The 16,684-nt window shown below is 47.7% G+C and carries 21 protein-coding genes; 13 read left to right on the plus strand and 8 right to left on the minus strand.

The genetic code is table 11. The features are described 5' to 3' along the window. Positions 1-14: 14 nt before the first annotated feature. From LACZS1_RS13335 to LACZS1_RS13350, 4 genes are all read right to left on the minus strand, one after another. On the minus strand, positions 15-509 hold the full coding sequence (locus tag LACZS1_RS13335; RefSeq protein WP_070651172.1) for a GNAT family N-acetyltransferase: 495 nt from the start codon (positions 507-509) through the stop codon (positions 15-17). Positions 510-511: 2 nt separating this feature from the next. Next, positions 512-1,042: a D-glycero-alpha-D-manno-heptose-1,7-bisphosphate 7-phosphatase gene (locus LACZS1_RS13340; protein ID WP_070651170.1), complete on the minus strand. Its 531-nt coding sequence runs from the start codon at positions 1,040-1,042 to the stop codon at positions 512-514. 56 nt (positions 1,043-1,098) lie between these two features. Next, positions 1,099-1,854, minus strand: coding sequence for a tyrosine-protein phosphatase (locus LACZS1_RS13345; protein WP_172493511.1), 756 nt, complete (start codon positions 1,852-1,854; stop codon positions 1,099-1,101). An 86-nt stretch (positions 1,855-1,940) separates the two neighbouring features. Beyond that, positions 1,941-2,612: a hypothetical protein gene (locus tag LACZS1_RS13350; protein WP_070651521.1), complete on the minus strand. Its 672-nt coding sequence runs from the start codon at positions 2,610-2,612 to the stop codon at positions 1,941-1,943. 294 nt (positions 2,613-2,906) lie between these two features. Between LACZS1_RS13350 and relB the strand changes: the two genes are divergently transcribed. From relB to LACZS1_RS13370, 4 genes are all read left to right on the plus strand, one after another. Then, on the plus strand, positions 2,907-3,134 hold the full coding sequence (relB, locus tag LACZS1_RS13355) for a type II toxin-antitoxin system RelB family antitoxin (RefSeq protein ID WP_070651166.1): 228 nt from the start codon (positions 2,907-2,909) through the stop codon (positions 3,132-3,134). Next, the gene (locus LACZS1_RS13360) at positions 3,134-3,412 is read left to right on the plus strand and encodes a type II toxin-antitoxin system RelE family toxin (RefSeq protein ID WP_070651164.1); all 279 of its coding nucleotides are present in this window, start codon (positions 3,134-3,136) and stop codon (positions 3,410-3,412) included. Before relB ends, LACZS1_RS13360 begins: the two co-directional genes overlap by 1 nt. A gap of 223 nt (positions 3,413-3,635) precedes the next feature. Beyond that, positions 3,636-3,788 (plus strand): hypothetical protein, encoded by a 153-nt coding sequence (locus tag LACZS1_RS13365; protein WP_168165304.1) that lies wholly within the window; start codon positions 3,636-3,638, stop codon positions 3,786-3,788. Continuing rightward, positions 3,773-4,582, plus strand: a complete 810-nt coding sequence (locus LACZS1_RS13370; RefSeq protein ID WP_070651160.1) for a sialate O-acetylesterase — start codon at positions 3,773-3,775, stop codon at positions 4,580-4,582. Before LACZS1_RS13365 ends, LACZS1_RS13370 begins: the two co-directional genes overlap by 16 nt. 81 nt (positions 4,583-4,663) lie before the next feature. On the opposite strand, the gene LACZS1_RS13375 is transcribed toward LACZS1_RS13370, so the two are convergent. The 3 genes from LACZS1_RS13375 to rlmH all read right to left on the minus strand — a co-directional run bounded on the left by LACZS1_RS13375 (position 4,664) and on the right by rlmH (position 7,286). Continuing rightward, the gene (locus LACZS1_RS13375; protein WP_070651158.1) at positions 4,664-5,110 is read right to left on the minus strand and encodes an ASCH domain-containing protein; all 447 of its coding nucleotides are present in this window, start codon (positions 5,108-5,110) and stop codon (positions 4,664-4,666) included. Between the two features lie 255 nt (positions 5,111-5,365). After that, entirely contained in the window at positions 5,366-6,643 is a 1,278-nt protein-coding gene (locus tag LACZS1_RS13380) for a Fic family protein (RefSeq protein WP_070651156.1), read from the minus strand. 163 nt (positions 6,644-6,806) lie between these two features. Then, positions 6,807-7,286, minus strand: coding sequence for a 23S rRNA (pseudouridine(1915)-N(3))-methyltransferase RlmH (gene rlmH / locus LACZS1_RS13385; RefSeq protein WP_010490555.1), 480 nt, complete (start codon positions 7,284-7,286; stop codon positions 6,807-6,809). Positions 7,287-7,433: 147 nt separating this feature from the next. Between rlmH and LACZS1_RS13390 the strand changes: the two genes are divergently transcribed. From LACZS1_RS13390 to LACZS1_RS13430, 9 genes are all read left to right on the plus strand, one after another. Further along, on the plus strand, positions 7,434-8,534 hold the full coding sequence (locus LACZS1_RS13390; protein ID WP_070651155.1) for an SLC13 family permease: 1,101 nt from the start codon (positions 7,434-7,436) through the stop codon (positions 8,532-8,534). 36 nt (positions 8,535-8,570) lie between these two features. Then, positions 8,571-9,554 carry a LacI family DNA-binding transcriptional regulator gene (locus LACZS1_RS13395; RefSeq protein ID WP_168165303.1) on the plus strand — a complete coding sequence of 328 codons (984 nt, stop codon included), beginning with the start codon at positions 8,571-8,573 and terminating at the stop codon, positions 9,552-9,554. A 570-nt stretch (positions 9,555-10,124) separates the two neighbouring features. Then, positions 10,125-10,886 carry a sugar phosphate isomerase/epimerase family protein gene (locus LACZS1_RS13400; protein ID WP_070651151.1) on the plus strand — a complete coding sequence of 254 codons (762 nt, stop codon included), beginning with the start codon at positions 10,125-10,127 and terminating at the stop codon, positions 10,884-10,886. Further along, on the plus strand, positions 10,883-11,134 hold the full coding sequence (locus LACZS1_RS13405; RefSeq protein WP_010490551.1) for a hypothetical protein: 252 nt from the start codon (positions 10,883-10,885) through the stop codon (positions 11,132-11,134). The genes LACZS1_RS13400 and LACZS1_RS13405 overlap by 4 nt, the downstream gene beginning before the upstream one ends. 13 nt (positions 11,135-11,147) lie before the next feature. Beyond that, positions 11,148-12,425 (plus strand): gluconate:proton symporter, encoded by a 1,278-nt coding sequence (locus LACZS1_RS13410; RefSeq protein WP_070651149.1) that lies wholly within the window; start codon positions 11,148-11,150, stop codon positions 12,423-12,425. Positions 12,426-12,458: 33 nt separating this feature from the next. After that, positions 12,459-13,433, plus strand: a complete 975-nt coding sequence (locus LACZS1_RS13415; protein WP_070651147.1) for a sugar kinase — start codon at positions 12,459-12,461, stop codon at positions 13,431-13,433. After that, positions 13,433-14,059: an orotidine 5'-phosphate decarboxylase / HUMPS family protein gene (locus LACZS1_RS13420; protein WP_070651145.1), complete on the plus strand. Its 627-nt coding sequence runs from the start codon at positions 13,433-13,435 to the stop codon at positions 14,057-14,059. The genes LACZS1_RS13415 and LACZS1_RS13420 overlap by 1 nt, the downstream gene beginning before the upstream one ends. Beyond that, entirely contained in the window at positions 14,056-14,598 is a 543-nt protein-coding gene (gene hxlB, locus LACZS1_RS13425) for a 6-phospho-3-hexuloisomerase (RefSeq protein ID WP_070651143.1), read from the plus strand. Before LACZS1_RS13420 ends, hxlB begins: the two co-directional genes overlap by 4 nt. 441 nt (positions 14,599-15,039) lie before the next feature. Continuing rightward, positions 15,040-15,879, plus strand: coding sequence for a hypothetical protein (locus LACZS1_RS13430; RefSeq protein WP_070651141.1), 840 nt, complete (start codon positions 15,040-15,042; stop codon positions 15,877-15,879). A gap of 90 nt (positions 15,880-15,969) precedes the next feature. On the opposite strand, the gene LACZS1_RS13435 is transcribed toward LACZS1_RS13430, so the two are convergent. Then, positions 15,970-16,293 (minus strand): helix-turn-helix domain-containing protein, encoded by a 324-nt coding sequence (locus LACZS1_RS13435; RefSeq protein WP_070651139.1) that lies wholly within the window; start codon positions 16,291-16,293, stop codon positions 15,970-15,972. Positions 16,294-16,684 lie beyond the last annotated feature (391 nt).

Below are 16,684 nucleotides of genomic sequence, written 5' to 3' on the forward strand. Positions count from 1 at the left end.
CTCACTAATTGATTCTACCCTTCCCGAATCATCATCAATTCGCGAATCGTGCCAAATCTGGTCACATCTTCCAGCACCGTGTTGGTCTTCATAAAACCAAACTTTAGGTAAAACTTTTGGGCCGCAAGATTATTGTTCAGCACCCGCACATAATTGTTTTCATAGGTTTGGCTAAGTCGTTTCAGCGCCTGATCCATCAGCTGACTGCCGACCTGCTGCCGCTGGAATTGCGGTAAAACATACAACGAATATAATTCACCCCAGCCTGCATAATCCGCCATGCGCGCACGACCAAAGCTGCAAACACCGACAATCTCTTCAGATCCAGTGATTGCCAAAAACGTGTTCTGCCACCGTTCTTCGGGATGCCACGATGATGGTGTGAGTTGCTTTAAAAAATCTGCTGGAATCAGATGGCGATAAGCCGACTGCCAAGTGTCGTAATAAACCTGGCTGACGGCAGCAAAATCGGTCTTCGGCGTTGCTTTAACAATGCGAATGCTCACCATGCCTAGTCACCTTCTTTTTCCCGCCGATTATGTCTTAAGATCCAATCTGCCGCAGCGGCTAAATCTGCACATTCAACCCATGTACCGCTAACATCAGCTCGGCCCGCAGCTCCGCGACCGGTTGCAACATGGATACCCAAAATGCCGGCGCGATTGGCACATTGCATATCAGCCTGATAACTGTCACCGATAATCACAGCTTCCTGATTAGAAAAATGATACTTTAAGTGTGCCTGAGTCACGAGTCCGGTTTTCGGTTTGCGGCAATCACAGTTGGCATTTTCAGCGTGCGGGCAGATAAAAGCGTCTGAACAGCCCAGTTCAAGGAACGAGCGCCGCAATTCAGCCTCGTCCAGCTCACCAGCCGCGATCCGCGTTTGATTGGTTAAGGCAAAAACCTGAAGTCCCGCTGCACGCAAAGCATGAATGCCTTCCACACTGCCAGCATATGGCACAAATTCGGCTATAGGCGTAAAGTGGCCATCCCCGCCAATCGTCCCGTCACGATCAACGAAAACAATATTTATCGGCATTAAGTAGCGCCCCTTCATAAATAGAAACACCGAATAAGAAGCGAAAGATTGGCCTGTTAACCCTGCAAATACAACCCTCGGAACGTATCCACATCCGCATCTGTCAATTGCAATCCCTGCCGCAAATACTGATCAAAGCTGCCAAATTTCGTATCAATCACCTGAAAATAGTGCGCCAGATACGCAGCATCCACCTTCAGCGCCACCGCAATGGTCTGCAGTTGCGAGACCGGAACGCCTTGCTTTTTCAAATCAGCCAGAATCACCTGATTCGCGGTCTTGCGCTCTTGATTGGTCAACAAATAATCTGCCATGATCGTTTCATTGGGAACTGCCAACAACTTCAAGATGATCGCGGCGCCGACGCCGGTGCGATCTTTTCCCGCAAAACAGTGAAAAACAGTAGGTTCCGGTGCTGCCAGCAAATCGCGGATAAACGCGTGGTAGCCCGCCTGCGCCGAGTCGCTCATCGCCAACTGCTCATAAGTCGCTAGCATGTTTTCACGCACATCACCTTGTTCGGTTATCATATGACCCAAGCTGGCGTCGTTGGTGGTGGCGTCTTTCAAAATATCCAACACCGTGTATGCCGCACCTGGCAGGGTCGTGTCGGGAAACTGCGCACGTTCGTCTTCGCTGCGCATGTCAATGATGTGCTGGATGCCTACCGTTGCGGTTAGATAATTTTTCTGAGCATCATCCAATTCAAAAAGCTGTCCGGAACGATACAACAACCCTTTTTTGACCATTTGCTTGTTCTTGTTGCGATAACCGCCAAGTTCGCGGAAGTTTGTGATTTTTTTCAAGTTCACATCCCCTTGTGCCAAAAACGTCGCTGCGTTGAATCGGGATTCTTTGCTGCATTGCGATCGCCTTTGTCAAAATAAGATACCCAGCATCATGCCTGATCCTGCTGCTGTTCATTCGACGACCCAACCGCTGGTAAATTCAAATTGCGCCAATTCACTTGCTCATAATCTTCCATAAATTGGGCTATATACTGACCGGCATGTAAGTCCAAAAGCCGCCGACCGCCTTCAGAAAGATAAACCAGCAGCGACTGCTGATTAGAGAAGCTGCCGATCAAATCCGACGCATAAAGCTTAGCAAGCGCATGATTCAGATCCTCAGGCAGGGCATTCATCATCACCTGCTGCCGCCTGCCTAAATGGATAAGCTGGTAAAAAATCATAGCCTGCGATTCTTCGGAAAAGGTCGCGTAACTATCATCAATTTGAAACGTTGTCCCATGATGGTGCCCGTATTTAATCAGTGACAGCACAAAGAAATCCTGATAATCAAACGTTAGCCAATTCGCCGTCTTTAAAAATTCAGTCAGCTCTTCAGTCAGCTGCTCCTGTGAACGCAAGAAAAATGTCGGCACTTTTTGAAACCCGCTGAAAGCCCGGTGGTTACTGATTCGGATGGCCAAGTACTGGCTCATAGGACGACCCAGAATCACATAGATTGATTGACTTTTCCGCGCACAATAAAAGCTGAGGAGACAGTCTTCGGCGTCTAAAGCGCCAGCAATGGCCGCTTTGACTTGCAATTCGCGTTTTTCATTCATCCGATTCACCTCGATCCGCCTTCAATATCAGGGTTTGCTACTAATTTAACACAATGAGGAGCCTCCCATACCCCAAATTCACTTGATATCTTACAAGAAGATAAGATTGGATAATGACATCCAGAATAAGTTTTGACTGCATCTAGGTGATTCCGCTCTTTTATTTTCCTCAACAGCAATTTTGTTACAGCGCGTCCAAAAAATTGGTTTGGTCAGTTATGCTTGCAGGCATTAGACTTCAAATGAAGCCTTTTTGTGGTATAATGTTTTTAGAAATAAGGAAGGATGATCAAAATGACTGCTACAACTGTAACTTCATTGCGATTCAAAGATGACCAGTACAAAAAAGTTAAAGAATTGGCTGACTTTCATGGCGTCTCTGTCACGAAGTATATGCGTGAAGCCGTTCTTGAACGAATGGAAGATGAAGAAGACTACAATGACGCAATGGCCAACCTAAACGCAAGCCACGGTGAAACTGTCTCTAGCGCTGAGATCCGCAAGCGTCTTGGGTTAAGTTGATGGTATCCCCGTCTTATCATTGGGCATTCGATAAGAAAGCTGCCAAGGAATTTAGCAAACTGGATCGCTCCGTTCAGCGCCGGATCGTTCGTTGGCTGGACGACCATATCGAAGGCTATAATAACCCACGTGCATGGGGAAAGGCTTTAGAAGGCAAACTCGGCACATTATGGCGCTATCGCGTTGGCCACTACCGGGTGATTGCAGATATCCGAGATGGAAAATTCCTCGTCTTAGTCGTCAAGACTGGCAAACGTGGCCAAATCTATGAGCGATGAGATCCAACCAAGATAGCCGGTATCTTTCTGTTCAATAAGTGTTGCTCGCGATCAATTGCTAAGGCAGTGAAGTATCTTGTCTTTGATCTCGCTCAATATAATGGCCTTCTCTGGGCTTGACTTCAGCCACATCGCCTTAGTTGTGACATACCACACGCTTGTAGATGCTCAACGATTTGCCATACAGTTCCTTTTGTTGTACTTTAATCGCGGGAGTACTTCTATGGATTTTGTTCGCTCTAAAACCGAATCCATAGAAGTGCTCTTTGTTGTCTCGGGCCAAAAACAACGCGGCGACAGTAAAAACTGCTCGATGCAACGACTCGACCACATTCAAATTTTAGGAATGGAGCGATTATTTTGGAAAAAGACCTAGCGCCGATCACCCTTATCTCTGCCGGCCAATCCAACATTGACGGGCGGGTACCCGTGGCGGAACTGCCAGCCGACATTCATTTGCCGCTGGCGGATTGCCACTATTGCAGCAACTACACCCCTAATCACGATAAAGGTGTCTTTCAACCCAGTTTGAAGACCAGCGATTTATCTCAGGATCGCTGGGGCTTCGACTTGGTGACGTATCACAACATTTTGCAGCGGACGCCTTATCAAGGTCTGTACGTCATCAAATGTTCCGAAGGCGGGACATCGATCGACCCAACCGGTGATGGTGATCGTCACTGGACCACGCATTTTGCCGAACTCGCTTCACCTGATGACTCCTTGCTGCTGGCATTCACCCATCTCATCAAACAGTGTCTTGCGGCGAGCCAGCAGCACCTCGATATCAAGGCCATGCTGTGGCATCAAGGCGAAGCCGACCGCGGATCCTATTCGCAAGTTGCCGCCGATCATTACTACGACAATCTCAAGGCTGTCTTCACCTACTGCCGCCAGTTAGTCGGCAACGCTACCTTACCGATCATCTGCGGCACCGTCAGCCATCACTCCGAACAATACGACCCGCAAGTCGAAAAGAGCATGATTCAACTGGCATCGGAAGACCCCAACATCCACATGATCGACATGCAAAACGGCACCTTGCTGGACGCCTATCATTTTGATGCCAAAAGCGCCGAGTTCTTTGGTAACCAAGTCTTCAACTGCTTGATCGATCAGAAGATTATCGAGGGCAAAAAGTTAGATCTGCCCGCAGTTAAGATTTATTGACTTACGAATATTTACTTACAGAAAAAGCCTCCAATATCGGAGACTTTTTGATGATGCCAAAATGTTGTTGCGTACTAATCGTCAAACCGGATACACAACATGAAACGATTCGAGAACGATTCGCGCTGTCGCTGGGTCAAAGGGTTTACCTGCTTCCGCATACTCGGCTTTGAAAAATGCTTCATGAACCTGCCGCCAATAGTCTAGGCTGCGATCCCCTTCACCTTCACGAAACGCATGATCAGCAGTCACCGCTAAAAATGGCTGGACTTCAACAGCATCCGTGTAGGTCACGCAAATAGGCTCGTTGGATGCATTTAAGATCACATCATACGCGCCTGCTTGCGGCAACGGTTCATCGACAGCATACAGATCACGCGCACTTGCCGTTGCCGTTTTTTTGCCGGCAAGCACGAGCGCTGCCAATGTATCTGCTTCAGCGCCAAACTGATAGGCGCTTTGTAACGGTGTGGATCTCGGCAGATCCAACGCCTGCTTTGCCTGGGTGAAATAAGTTTCTGGTGTCATTATCTTGCTCCTTGTTTAGATGGTTCAATCGGACGAATACTTGCCGATTTTGGCCAATATATCTCGAAGATTTGAAGAAACAGCCGCCTTAAAAAATATTTCTCTTAGAAATGGCCAAAATTAAGAGAAATATTTTCAAGTAGCCTAAAAATTGTGAACTGATGAACAATCATCTTAAATTCTTTAATTCAAAACATTTGTCCACGCAATACCAAAATCAAACTAGCTGTGCGCATTCAATTGCATATAAAGTTGTTACTGCAACTTATGGTTCTCGGTCATATATGCAATAAAACGCTGACTCACCGCATGAATCTTTGGACGATGTTTGACCAGTTCGATCCAGCCGTCTTTCTCAAGCTGGTCAATGCTTTTCTTAATACTGACTTGACTATAGGTGCGACCGTTAAACCCTTGCCTTGAAAGAAGCTCTTTCAGGGCATTATCGTCCATCGTTGAATTCTCCCTTGATCCAAATAAGTATGGTTGAATCAAGTAAGCCAAAATTGCTTTTTGATGGTCCGTAAAATCCGCTGCCAAAATTCGCTTAAACCAGTCCTCAAGTTTAACTTGGCTTTGTTTAAGCGCCGCGATGATGTCTTTTTGGCCTGTTTCAATGATATGCATAAGCGCTTCGACAAAGAAAGTGACATCGCTAAAATTCTTAGGATGCTCGACTTCCGCAAATGCCTTATAGTATTTCTTCTTTGCTTTGCTGATACTGTTTGAAAAACTAATGCCGGTCAGATAATCAAGCTTCTTCCCGAGGTACGCACACGCCAGGTAACGACCGGTTCGTCCATTGCCATCGTAAAAAGGATGAACGTATTCAAAGAAAAAATGTGAAATCAGTGTTTTCAAGATAAAAGGTGTTTCGTTATCGTTCATGAATTGAATGAGTGCTTCCATGTCTTGTCTAACTTGTTCTTCGTCAGGCGATGACCAGTGAATTGCTTGACCAGAAGCAGCGTCATTGATATAAACTTCTTTCGAACGAAAAACTTTGCCATCAGGTAGATCGGACTTTTTGATCTCTCCCGCCGTGACGTATTCCCAGGCCGTCCTAATTTGAGTAACGTCATTAATCTTGATGGAACGGTTTCGCCAAATACCGAGATAAATATTGGCAAGCGAACGGAAGCGCATTGGCGTTTTCTCTTTTTTCAGCGCACTCATAACCGCACTATAAAGTTCTTTGCGTGTGCTTCTAACACCTTCGATTTCATTTGTACTCATCAGTTCGTTGACCAACGTCTCTAAAAAGAACTGATCACTGGCGACGTCAGGAAGCTCGCTAATCAGGCGTTTAATGGTTTCTGAACGTTGCATCATTGAGATCGTCATTTTATATATATCCGGCGTCAAAACGCAAAAAATCTGGTGCGATGCGATTGACTTATGATCACGTTCATTGGGGCTCATCCATAAATTAGTTTTAACGGCACTTTCTCCATTAAAACGCCGTTCATATTCTTCTGATATATTCGGTATACTTTGGCTATAGCTTAGAACGCGCAAAGTTTTGTATGCCATTGTTAATCCTCCGAGAAGATGACTTCAAAGCAAATATTTCTGCTAGAAATGGCCAAAATTTGAAGAAATATTTTCAAGATTGAGCATACCTGATTAATTGCTGTTTTGCCAACTTGAAGATTTCGCTTATCGGCAACCACGCATGCTTGCCTTTAGCACTACCTCACTTATGATACGGACTACCAATATTTATCATAAATGCGCGGTAAATCTGCTCCATCAACACCAAGCGCATCAACTGGTGCGGCATGGTCAATTTACCGAAGCTCAAGGTGTCGTTGGCGCGCTTCATGACCGCCGGCGACAAGCCAAGCGAGCCGCCGATCACAAAGGTAATATCCGAGTGGCCATATGTACCAAGATCGGCAATTTCTTTGGCAAAAGCTTCGGAAGGACGCTGTTTACCTTCAATTGCTAAGGCAATCACCCATTCCTTGTCCTTGATTTTGGCCAAAATACGTTTACCTTCTTTGTCCTTGACCTCCGCCATTTCGGCTTCCGAAAGATTCTCCGGTGCTTTTTCATCCGCCACTTCGACAATCTTGACTTTGGCGAACTTGTCCATCCGTTTTAAGTACTCCGCGATGCCTTCACGAAAGTACTTTTCTTTCAACTTACCGACACCAATGATTTTAATATTCACGCTGCTTGCTACTCCCGTCATCATGCTTTTGCCACAATCTTAGTTTAATTCAAGTATACCAGACGTTCTGTTGGGTTTAGCTATTGTCATCGTTCGGTTTTTAGCGCAAAATGTACAGGTTGAGTTTTTTTCAAATGAGGTAAATTGATGATTGTTATTCGGCGTCTGATCAGAGATCGGGTCCTGCAGATCACCGGCTTGTTGGTCGTCATAAGTCTATTCATAGGCCGGCCTAAAATAAGCGACATAAGTTTTGCCACATTATGGTCCATTCTTGCCATGATGACGGTGATTCAAATCTTCGAACACCTACATATTCTTGATTACTGGGCATATCGGTTAACGTCCCGGGCGAACAACACGCGCCAGTTAACGTGGTGGTTTATTTTCCTTGCCATTTTTGCCAGTATGTTTCTTTCCAACGATGTTACGGTTTTAACGCTGATACCGTTATATCTACGCGTGGCCAAGAAATATCAGCTGCCGGAAATTCTCCCAGTAACCTTGATCGGAATGGCTGCCAACTTTGGTAGCGCCTTCACCCCGTTCGGTAACACCCACAATATTTTCCTGATGCATCAATTCCAGATTAATCTAAAAGAATTCTTCAGCTGGTCAATCCCGTTGCTGGCCTGCAGTTTCCTGGTGTTGGTGTTACTGAGCCTATTTTTGCGCAACGTCCCAGTACCCAATGTGCCCACTGAACATATTCATATCCAAATCCGGCCGACAATTTTTGCCGTCATCGTTGCGTGCGTCGTTTTCGCCGGAGTCATTGGCATCGTGCCTGCTTGGGTCGGCGCGGTATTAGCGATTCTGCTGTCAGTAGCGCTCGATCCAAAAGACATGAAAGATGTGGACTATGCGGTTGTTTTGACTTTCGCCGGTTTTTTCGTGATCGTCAGCGTAGTCGGTCAGATTCCATGGGTCACCCACTTCATTGCCAGTCTTGAAAATTCAGAAGATTCGGTTTACTTAAGCGGGGTCCTGACCAGTCAGGTTATTTCCAACGTTCCGTCCACCGTTTTGTTGGCCCGATTTACCGGCTATGTTGAAGCGCTGTTTTATGGTTCCAATATCGGCGGTGTGGGTACGTTGGTCGGTTCGATGGCTAACTTGCTGGTTTTCAAACAATATTTGGTTTACGGCAGTCGCCCACACGCACGTTTCTTTGTCGGGTTCACCGTGTTCAATTTGGTTGCACTGGTCATTTTGGGATGTGCCGGCTATTGGTTAACCGTCCGCTAATCGTCGTATAATGAAAAGCAAACGGAGGTGGCCCGATTGAAATTCACCATCACAGATGTGGCGCAAAAAGCCGGTGTGTCCAAGGCAACGATTTCCCGCTATTTGAATGGGCGGTTTGAACATATGTCGGACGCCACCAAGGCACACATTGCTGCGGTGATTGCGGAGCTCAACTATACCCCCAGCCGCCAAGCCAGCTCGCTGAAAACCCACCGCAGCCACTTAATCGGTGTGGTCGTTGCCGATATCTCCAACATTTATTCGACTTTACTCATCAGCGGCATCAACAAGGTTACGCAGCAGTCGATGGATCAGATTCTGATCAATGACGCGGCCAATGACTTGAAGCGCGAGGAAAAAGCTTTGGAAATGCTGCTGAGTATGAATGTTGACGGGATTATCATGCAGCCGCTGAGCGCCGCGGCCCATCATTATGATCTGATTCGTGACAGTCAGACGCCCATGGTTCTGGTTGACCGCTTGACCCGACCGCTCGCTTGGCCAACTGTCACCGCCGACGACTACCGCTCGACCACTAAACTGGCACAAGCCATCCACAAAAGTCATTACCGGGATATCCTGATCCTTATCAATCCGATCGCCCAGGTTTCCACACGCCAGTCCCGTTACCAAGCCTTTTTGGACACGTTTAAAAATACGGCGACCACGGTGACATTATTGGAAACCGAAAACGATAGTGTCGCACCGCTGGCCACCTGGCTCGAAGCACATCCCCAAACACATCCACTGGTTTTTGCCGCGAACGGCCGGTTGTTAATGGCAACGCTGCGCTGGCTGCATGCAAAAGGCCTGCGCATCCCTCAAGATATTGCCATCAGCGGCTATGACGACTGGGATTGGGCCGAGTTGGTCACGCCGGGCATCTCCGCAGTTTCACAACATCCCGATGTCATCGGCACAACGGCAGCTCAACTACTGGCACAACAAATCGCCGGCGAACCGGTTGCGGTTCAACGTCTGGAGATTCCCGCCGAAGTGCGCATTCGCTCATCATTTTGATTCTGAAAATTGACACCAAAGTAAATCGCTTCTAGAGATGAATGGAATCTCTAGGGGCGATTTTTGCGTTCCTAGGCTGTGTTACCTCGACCGCACATTTTAATCAAAACAAAACGGGCGTTTTACTTGACCGTGATTGTAAGCGCTTGTATAGTGACGATGTACCCTTTCAGGAAACCGGTTTCCCAAATACATCGTTGTCACTCATTAGCGCGTTTGCAGGCGCAGAAGTCTCCGTGTAAGGACCTTGGACGCAATGGCCACTTACACTCCCACTTCCAAGCGCGCTGGCTCACGCTCACACATTAACGCGCTCCTCGGCGCAGAAACCTGCGTGTAAGGACCTTGGTCGCAATGGCCAAGACCGGGCCATCACGCCTGAGGCCACTTACACTCCGGTTTCTAACCGCGCCGGCTCGCGCTCACACATTAACGCGTTCCCCGGCGCAGAAGTCTGCGTGTAAGGACCTTGGTCGCAATGGCCAAGACCGGGCCATCACGCCCAAGGCCACTTACACTCCGACTTCTAACCGCGCCGGCTCACGCTCACACATTAGGGAGGGATTTAACATGCCAGCACCAATCGTTGCCAATCTTTTATTGCTCGCTTCCGAATGGCAGGCCGGCCAATCACAGGCTGATCTTGTGTCAGAGTTGGTCAACTTGGGCTTTTCGACCATTGAAGTCAGGCGGGAATATTTTCGCGATATTTCCCGGGAACTGCCACAAGTGACCGAACTTGCCAAGAATCACTCGCTGACGCTTTTCTACAGTGTTCCAGACGAAATTTTCGTTGCTGGGGGTCAGATTAATCCAAAACTTCAAGGTTACTTGGATGAAGCAAAAGCCATGGGTGTGACCAAGATCAAGTGGAACATTGGCGCTTTTGCCGAGTTTTCCGGTGATCTGGCCAGCGCTTTGCTTCCGCTCACGCAGCAAGGCATCGAAATCAATATCGAAAATGATCAAACCACCACAAGCGGCCGCTTACAGCCGGTTTTGACATTTCTTCAGGCCGTTACGGCGGCGAATATTCCGATCGGCTATGTTTACGATTTAGGCAACTGGCCGTTCGTTGGCGAAGATCCATTGAAGGCTGCAACTGCTTTGCGTCAGTATACGCGGTACATCCACGTGAAAGACGACCTGACCGGCGGCGAAAATCCATTCACCGTTCCGTTAGATCAAGGCGATCTGCCGTGGCGCGATATTTTGACGATCTTGCCAGACACAGTGCCTATCGCCTTGGAATATCCGACCGCACATCACGACATCATCCTGGCAGGCAAAAAACTGCTGCAAGATGAGCAAGCTAGGGGGTCACGCACATGAATAACCAACGTTTGCAAATTGATCCGGAACAATTCGCCTTGAATTTCATCAAGTCATTAAATATCCAGGTATCCCCGGAAAAAGTGGATATTGAAGCAGCCAGTAAAGAAGCTTTAGCTGCGTATTTGTCGGCATTTTATCTCGCTGAGCGGTTTAACTCGACTGAGAATAAGTTCTTTGAGGATCCTGATCAAAGCGGCATTCGTTCTAGTTACCAACGCATTTTAAGCGAGTTGAACAAGTATTGAGGGGGCGCTTCACATGGGGAGTCTAATAACCGGTATTTTACTTGTTTTGACTTTCGTTTTATTCATTACGTTTGCGATGCGCGGTGGCAACTTGACGGTCGGGTTCTTCGTCATGGCGATTGTGTGGACCATCATCGGACTGATACCGCTCAACGTCGCGATTAAAGAAATTTTCACCGATCCCGTGCTGAATTATGGCAAAACCGCTTTGTATATCATTCTCGGTTCCTGGTTTGGCCGCGTGCTGGTGGACACCGGCATTGCCGGGTCGATCAGCCGGCGTACCCAAAGCGTTGGCAGTAAGGCACCGGTGATTGCCACCATTTTAATTGCCATTATCACCGCCTTGATCTTCTCAAGTGCTTATGGCGTGGGTTCAGCGATTGCAGTCGGGGTCATTCTTTTCCCGATTATGTTTTCAATGGGTGTCCCAAAAAATATTGCGGTCTCGATTTTCACGTTGTCGATCGGCGCCGCCATGTATATTAATCCGGTTTTGTTTAACCAATTCACCGTTTTCTTCAAAGGCGTTGTCTGGGGCGATCACTATCTGCGATTTGGCTTTGTCGCCATGGCTATTCAGATGCTGGTCGTCATCGCTATGATCCTTTTCTATGCCCGGAAAATCAGGAACGGCAAGCCTTTCGTCGTTGAGTCAGAGACGCCGGAAACAAGCGTGCCGCCTGACGTGAATCCAATCACGTATCTGTTGCCGGTGTTGCCCGTGGCCATGAGCATTTTCTTCAAATGGGATGCGATTCCGGCGTTATTGCTGGCAACGATCCTGGCGTTTGCGATGACCGGCAATATGAAATCTTACGTGCATTTTGTCCAGATGATGAACACGACGACCAAAACGGCTATTGGTGATATCGCTGGTTTGCTGATCATGTTACTGGTCTTGACCATGTTTCAAAGCGCGGCTGTCCACACCATGGGCCAGTTCACCACGATTTTCAAACACATCATCCCTGACAGCCGCTTGCTGATGGTGTTCATCATGATGGTCATCGCACCACTGTCCTACTTCCGCGGCCCGTTAATGCTTTACGGAGCAGGCGCGGCGACTGCGGCGATTTTTACCGCCACCGGCTTATTTCCGCCTTACTTCTTATACGGTCTGCTCGTTGTCCCGACCATGATGGCGGTATCAGCCGACATCACCCAGTCCTGGAATCTCTGGTCGGTTGAATATGCCAAGCTTGATACCAAAACATTTCTGTTAACCGGACTGCCTTGGGCTTGGATTGCGACGATTTTGAATTTGTTGGCGGCTTATGTGTTGTTGTAATATCTGCGTTCATTTAAAGAGGGGGAACATACCATGTCAGAATTTCTTACCATCGGAGAACCAATTGCGCTTTTTGCTTCACAGGATACAGATCAATCACTCAAGGACGCCTTGAACTTCCGAAAATATTTAGCCGGAGCCGAGGTCAATGTGGCTGTCGGAGTTTCACGTTTAGGCCACTCGGCGCAATATATCACGCGGCTGGGCGAAGATCCGTTTGGTGATTTCATCAAGGACCAGTTGCGTGAAAATCATATCCAAACCGATTATATTGATAGTACGCCTGATTATTGGACCGCGTTCCAGCTTAAAAATAAGGTTTCAACCGGCGATCCGGATATTTTCTATTTCCGGCGGGGTTCTGCCGCTGCCCACTTCGATGCCAAAACGCTCGATCGCATTGACTTTTCGGAGGTGAAATTTGCCCATCTTTCCGGCATTTTCCCGGCGATTTCGGAACAGGCACTGGCTGCTTTTCGTCACTTAATTGACCTGCTGCATGAACACAATATCCGGACGACCTTCGACCCGAACTTGCGCCCGCAGTTGTGGTCCAGCCCGCAAAAAATGGCGGCAACACTCAATGAGCTGGCAAAAGAAGCCGAGATTATTTTGCCTGGCGACAACGAAGGGGAACTTTTGGTGGGCTCGCGCGATCCGGAAACGATTGCCGATTTTTACCTCAATCAAAGCGAGCGCACGCAAACGGTGGTCGTCAAAGTCGGTCCTAAAGGTGCGTATGTTAAAAATAAAGGTGAAGCCGGTTATTGGGTGAAGGGCTTTAAGGTAGCGCAGGTGGTTGATACGGTTGGCGCCGGCGATGGTTTTGCCTTGGGATTGATTACCGCCTTGATGGAAGGTAAAACCCAGCGTGACGCGGTCATCCGGGCAAACGCAATTGGCGCTTTCGCGGTTCAGGCGCCTGGCGATAATGATGGTTATCCAACGCCTGAGCAACTGCAAGCCTTTTTGGACAAAAATCTGGCTGTGACGGGAGACGATTTTTAATGAAATTACAGGTGGCAATTGATCGGGTACCATTAGCCGATGCGGTTGCATTAGCGCAACAATTAGATGGCAAAGTAGCGATTATCGAAATGGGCACTAGCCTAGTGAAGGATGACGGGCTCGCCGGTTTTCGCGCAATGCGTGCGGCGATTCGCACATCACAATTGCTCATTGATCTAAAAACGATTGACGAGGGTGGCTACGAATTCAAACAGGGCTTTGCGGCAGGGGCCGACATTTTAACCGTGATGGGTGCGGCGTCACTGGCAACTCTGAAAACAACGGCAGCGGCGACGGATGCGGCAAAAAAGGAAATGATGATCGACTTGATGGAGGTTGATGCAGCCAAGCAGCAAGCCATCAGTATTTTCCCAAATGCGATTTATGCGCTGCACCATAGCACTGACCGCCAAGATCACCTGGACCCGACCGCAACGGTGGCCGATTTTCACGCCGCCTTTCCGCAACTCAAGCGACTGGCGATTGCCGGCGGGATTGATTTAGCCGGGGCAACGGCGCTGGCTGCACAAGGATTGACCGAAATTGCCATCGTCGGCAGCGCCATCACCAAGGCAGCCGATCCAGTCGCAACGGCACAACAATTTATGGAGGCAATAAACGCATGAAAGTCATTCCGGATATTATGGCAGAAATCAACCAAGTCATGGCGCTCGTCGATGAAAGTCAATTAGACGCGGCCATGCCGTACTTGACTAAGGATAAACGCATCTTCGTCATCGGCGCCGGTCGCAGCGGTTTTCAGGCAAAAGGCTTCGCCATGCGCCTCATGCACATTGGCTACACCGACTATGTGATGGGCGAAACCATTACCCCGTCCATTCAAAAAGGCGATACCTGGGTGGCGGTTTCCGGCTCAGGCACCACAAAAAGCATCGTCGCCGATACTGAGGCAGCCAAGAAACTCGGCCTCAACATTGTGGCCTTTACCAGTGCGGTCGACTCGCCACTGGCCAAACTCGCCGATGCGGTCGTGATCGTTCCCGGTGCAACCAAAACCGGCGCCGGCGTTAAATCAATCCAGCTCTTATCGACTTTGTTCGACCAGACCGTCCACATCACCTTGGATGCCCTGACGTTGAAATTAGCTAAACGTGATGACACCAGTAACGCTGATGCTTTGCATGAACACGTCAATGTCGAATAAATCATGATCGTTCTGAAATGAAGCTTTGTTTTTCCTAGCTTTCGAAAAGTGCCCTTAAATTGCGCGATTTATTTGGCAATTTGAGGGCTCTTTTGGGGGTGTGAATCCCGCCGCTACAATTATGTATCCGTTTTCATTGCTTTTCTTCCGGAACGTGCTAGAATTAAGCTTTGCTAAAGAGATTACGTATTTTTAAACAAAACTTTTGTAACTGGACAGCTGTTGTTCAATGATACTTGGGTTTCATGGTCATGTGTCTTGGACGCAGCGATTTTCAGTTGAACTTTCATATTCTTACGCACATTAACGCGTTCGCAGTCGCAGAAATCTCCGTGTAAGGATCTTGGTCGCAATGGCCTAAGTCCGGGCCATCACGCCCAAGACCACTTACACTCCGATTTCTAGGCGCTCCTGCTCACGCTCACCAGGAGGAATTTATTTATGAAGCGCAGGACGTTGTTTTCGATCATCGTCGTCACGCTAGTCGCAGGTTGTTTCACGCTTTTTTATGGCGCGCACAGCACCTGGACCGACACCCAATCAGCACATGCCGTTCAAGCGGCTACCAATCAAGTTGATACCTTGTTCAAAGACTCATCGCATCAACTGCCTGCCGCGGAACTTAGTCAGGAAAAAATCGCTGCCGCTGAAGCCAGTTTACAAGCAGCACGCCGCAAACTCACCGAGCCAGAGCAGGCTAACCAGCTCGCCAGCGCCCAAGCAGACGTCGATGCCGCCAAGCAAATGTTAACTGTCAAAAACGCAGTGGCACAAAAACCAACCAAATTGACTGAGTTGCAGACGTTAACGAGCGAATCGCAGCAAGCATTAGCCAAACTGGCCAAACAAAAGCCGACGTTCGTTCAGACTTATCAAAAACAGGTTGCCCAGCTATCCGATCAAGAAGCGGCCGTGGCTAAAGTTGCCAGCTTATTTACTGACGCTGATTTTAAAGAACCCAAATCCGGCCTGAGTACCAGCGAGATTCAAGCCGCCTTGGCAGCACTCAAACATATTGATAACCAGCAGTTGGCTGACCAAATGCTGCCGGCGATCGCCACCGCCCAACAAGCAGCTTCGGATGATACTTCCAGCGCTGAGGCAAGCGTACCGTCCTCGACGGTACCAAGTTCCTCAGCAAGTGGCTCCGAGTCATCTGCCACGAACAGTCAGTCGACATCTTCCGGTTCAAGTACCAGCAATGAATCTGATCAAAGCCAGCAGGAGTCCAGCAACTCATCGTCGGCAAGTTCTGCTAGTTCTTCGAGTTCGCAAGGTTAAGCTGTTCCAAAAGAAAGAGGCTGCGCGTAAAATAGCGTGCGGCCTCTTTCTTTTTGCTTTGCGTTTGGAATTGCTGGATCTCTTAAACTATTAAGCAAAATGAAAAATAAGGAGAAGACCCACAACAAACAAGATAACTTCGAGAATTATAGAAAACCTAACAATTATATCAGCATCATGATTATTTTTGTCTATCATAATCTTCTTTTGAAAGGATGGATCTCCTTTTATCAATTCATCTAAAGTTAGTCTCAATTCATCACTAATCATGATGAGCTGTTTTATGTTGGGATATTTGCGTCCAGATTCCCAGATCGCAACTTGAGTCACCGTCGTATGAATTGACTTCGCTAACTGATATCTGCTTAAGGCCATTGCTTCACGCTTTTGTTTAATTGAGTTCCCAAAAGACATATTATTTCCACCTCTTTTGCCGAGATTATTTTACATTGTCTTCGTCATACGGTGTTAAGAGCTTATCGTAAGCTAAGAAGCCTGGAATGATGGAACTTTTGTCGAAAAAAAGCGATTAATCCCAGGTAGATAACTTTGGCCATCATGTCTCTCCTTCATCTAAAGAACATGTTCTTCTTGTGATATTGTACGTATACCAGATGTGGTAACAGTGTACAGGGCCAAAAGTTTTCCAGTCAACACTTTTTTGAAACGTTTGTTATAGAATAACAGCGACAATCAAAAAATCTTTTCCGGCATTTGGAAAAGATTTTAAGAATTCAAGTTCAAATGTACATACTACATCGCCGTCATAAACTAATATATCAGATCTTTGAGCTTTATTATTTCA

The sequence above is a fragment of the Lacticaseibacillus zeae subsp. silagei genome, assembly GCF_030770335.1.
Taxonomy (GTDB): Bacteria; Bacillota; Bacilli; order Lactobacillales; family Lactobacillaceae; genus Lacticaseibacillus; species Lacticaseibacillus zeae.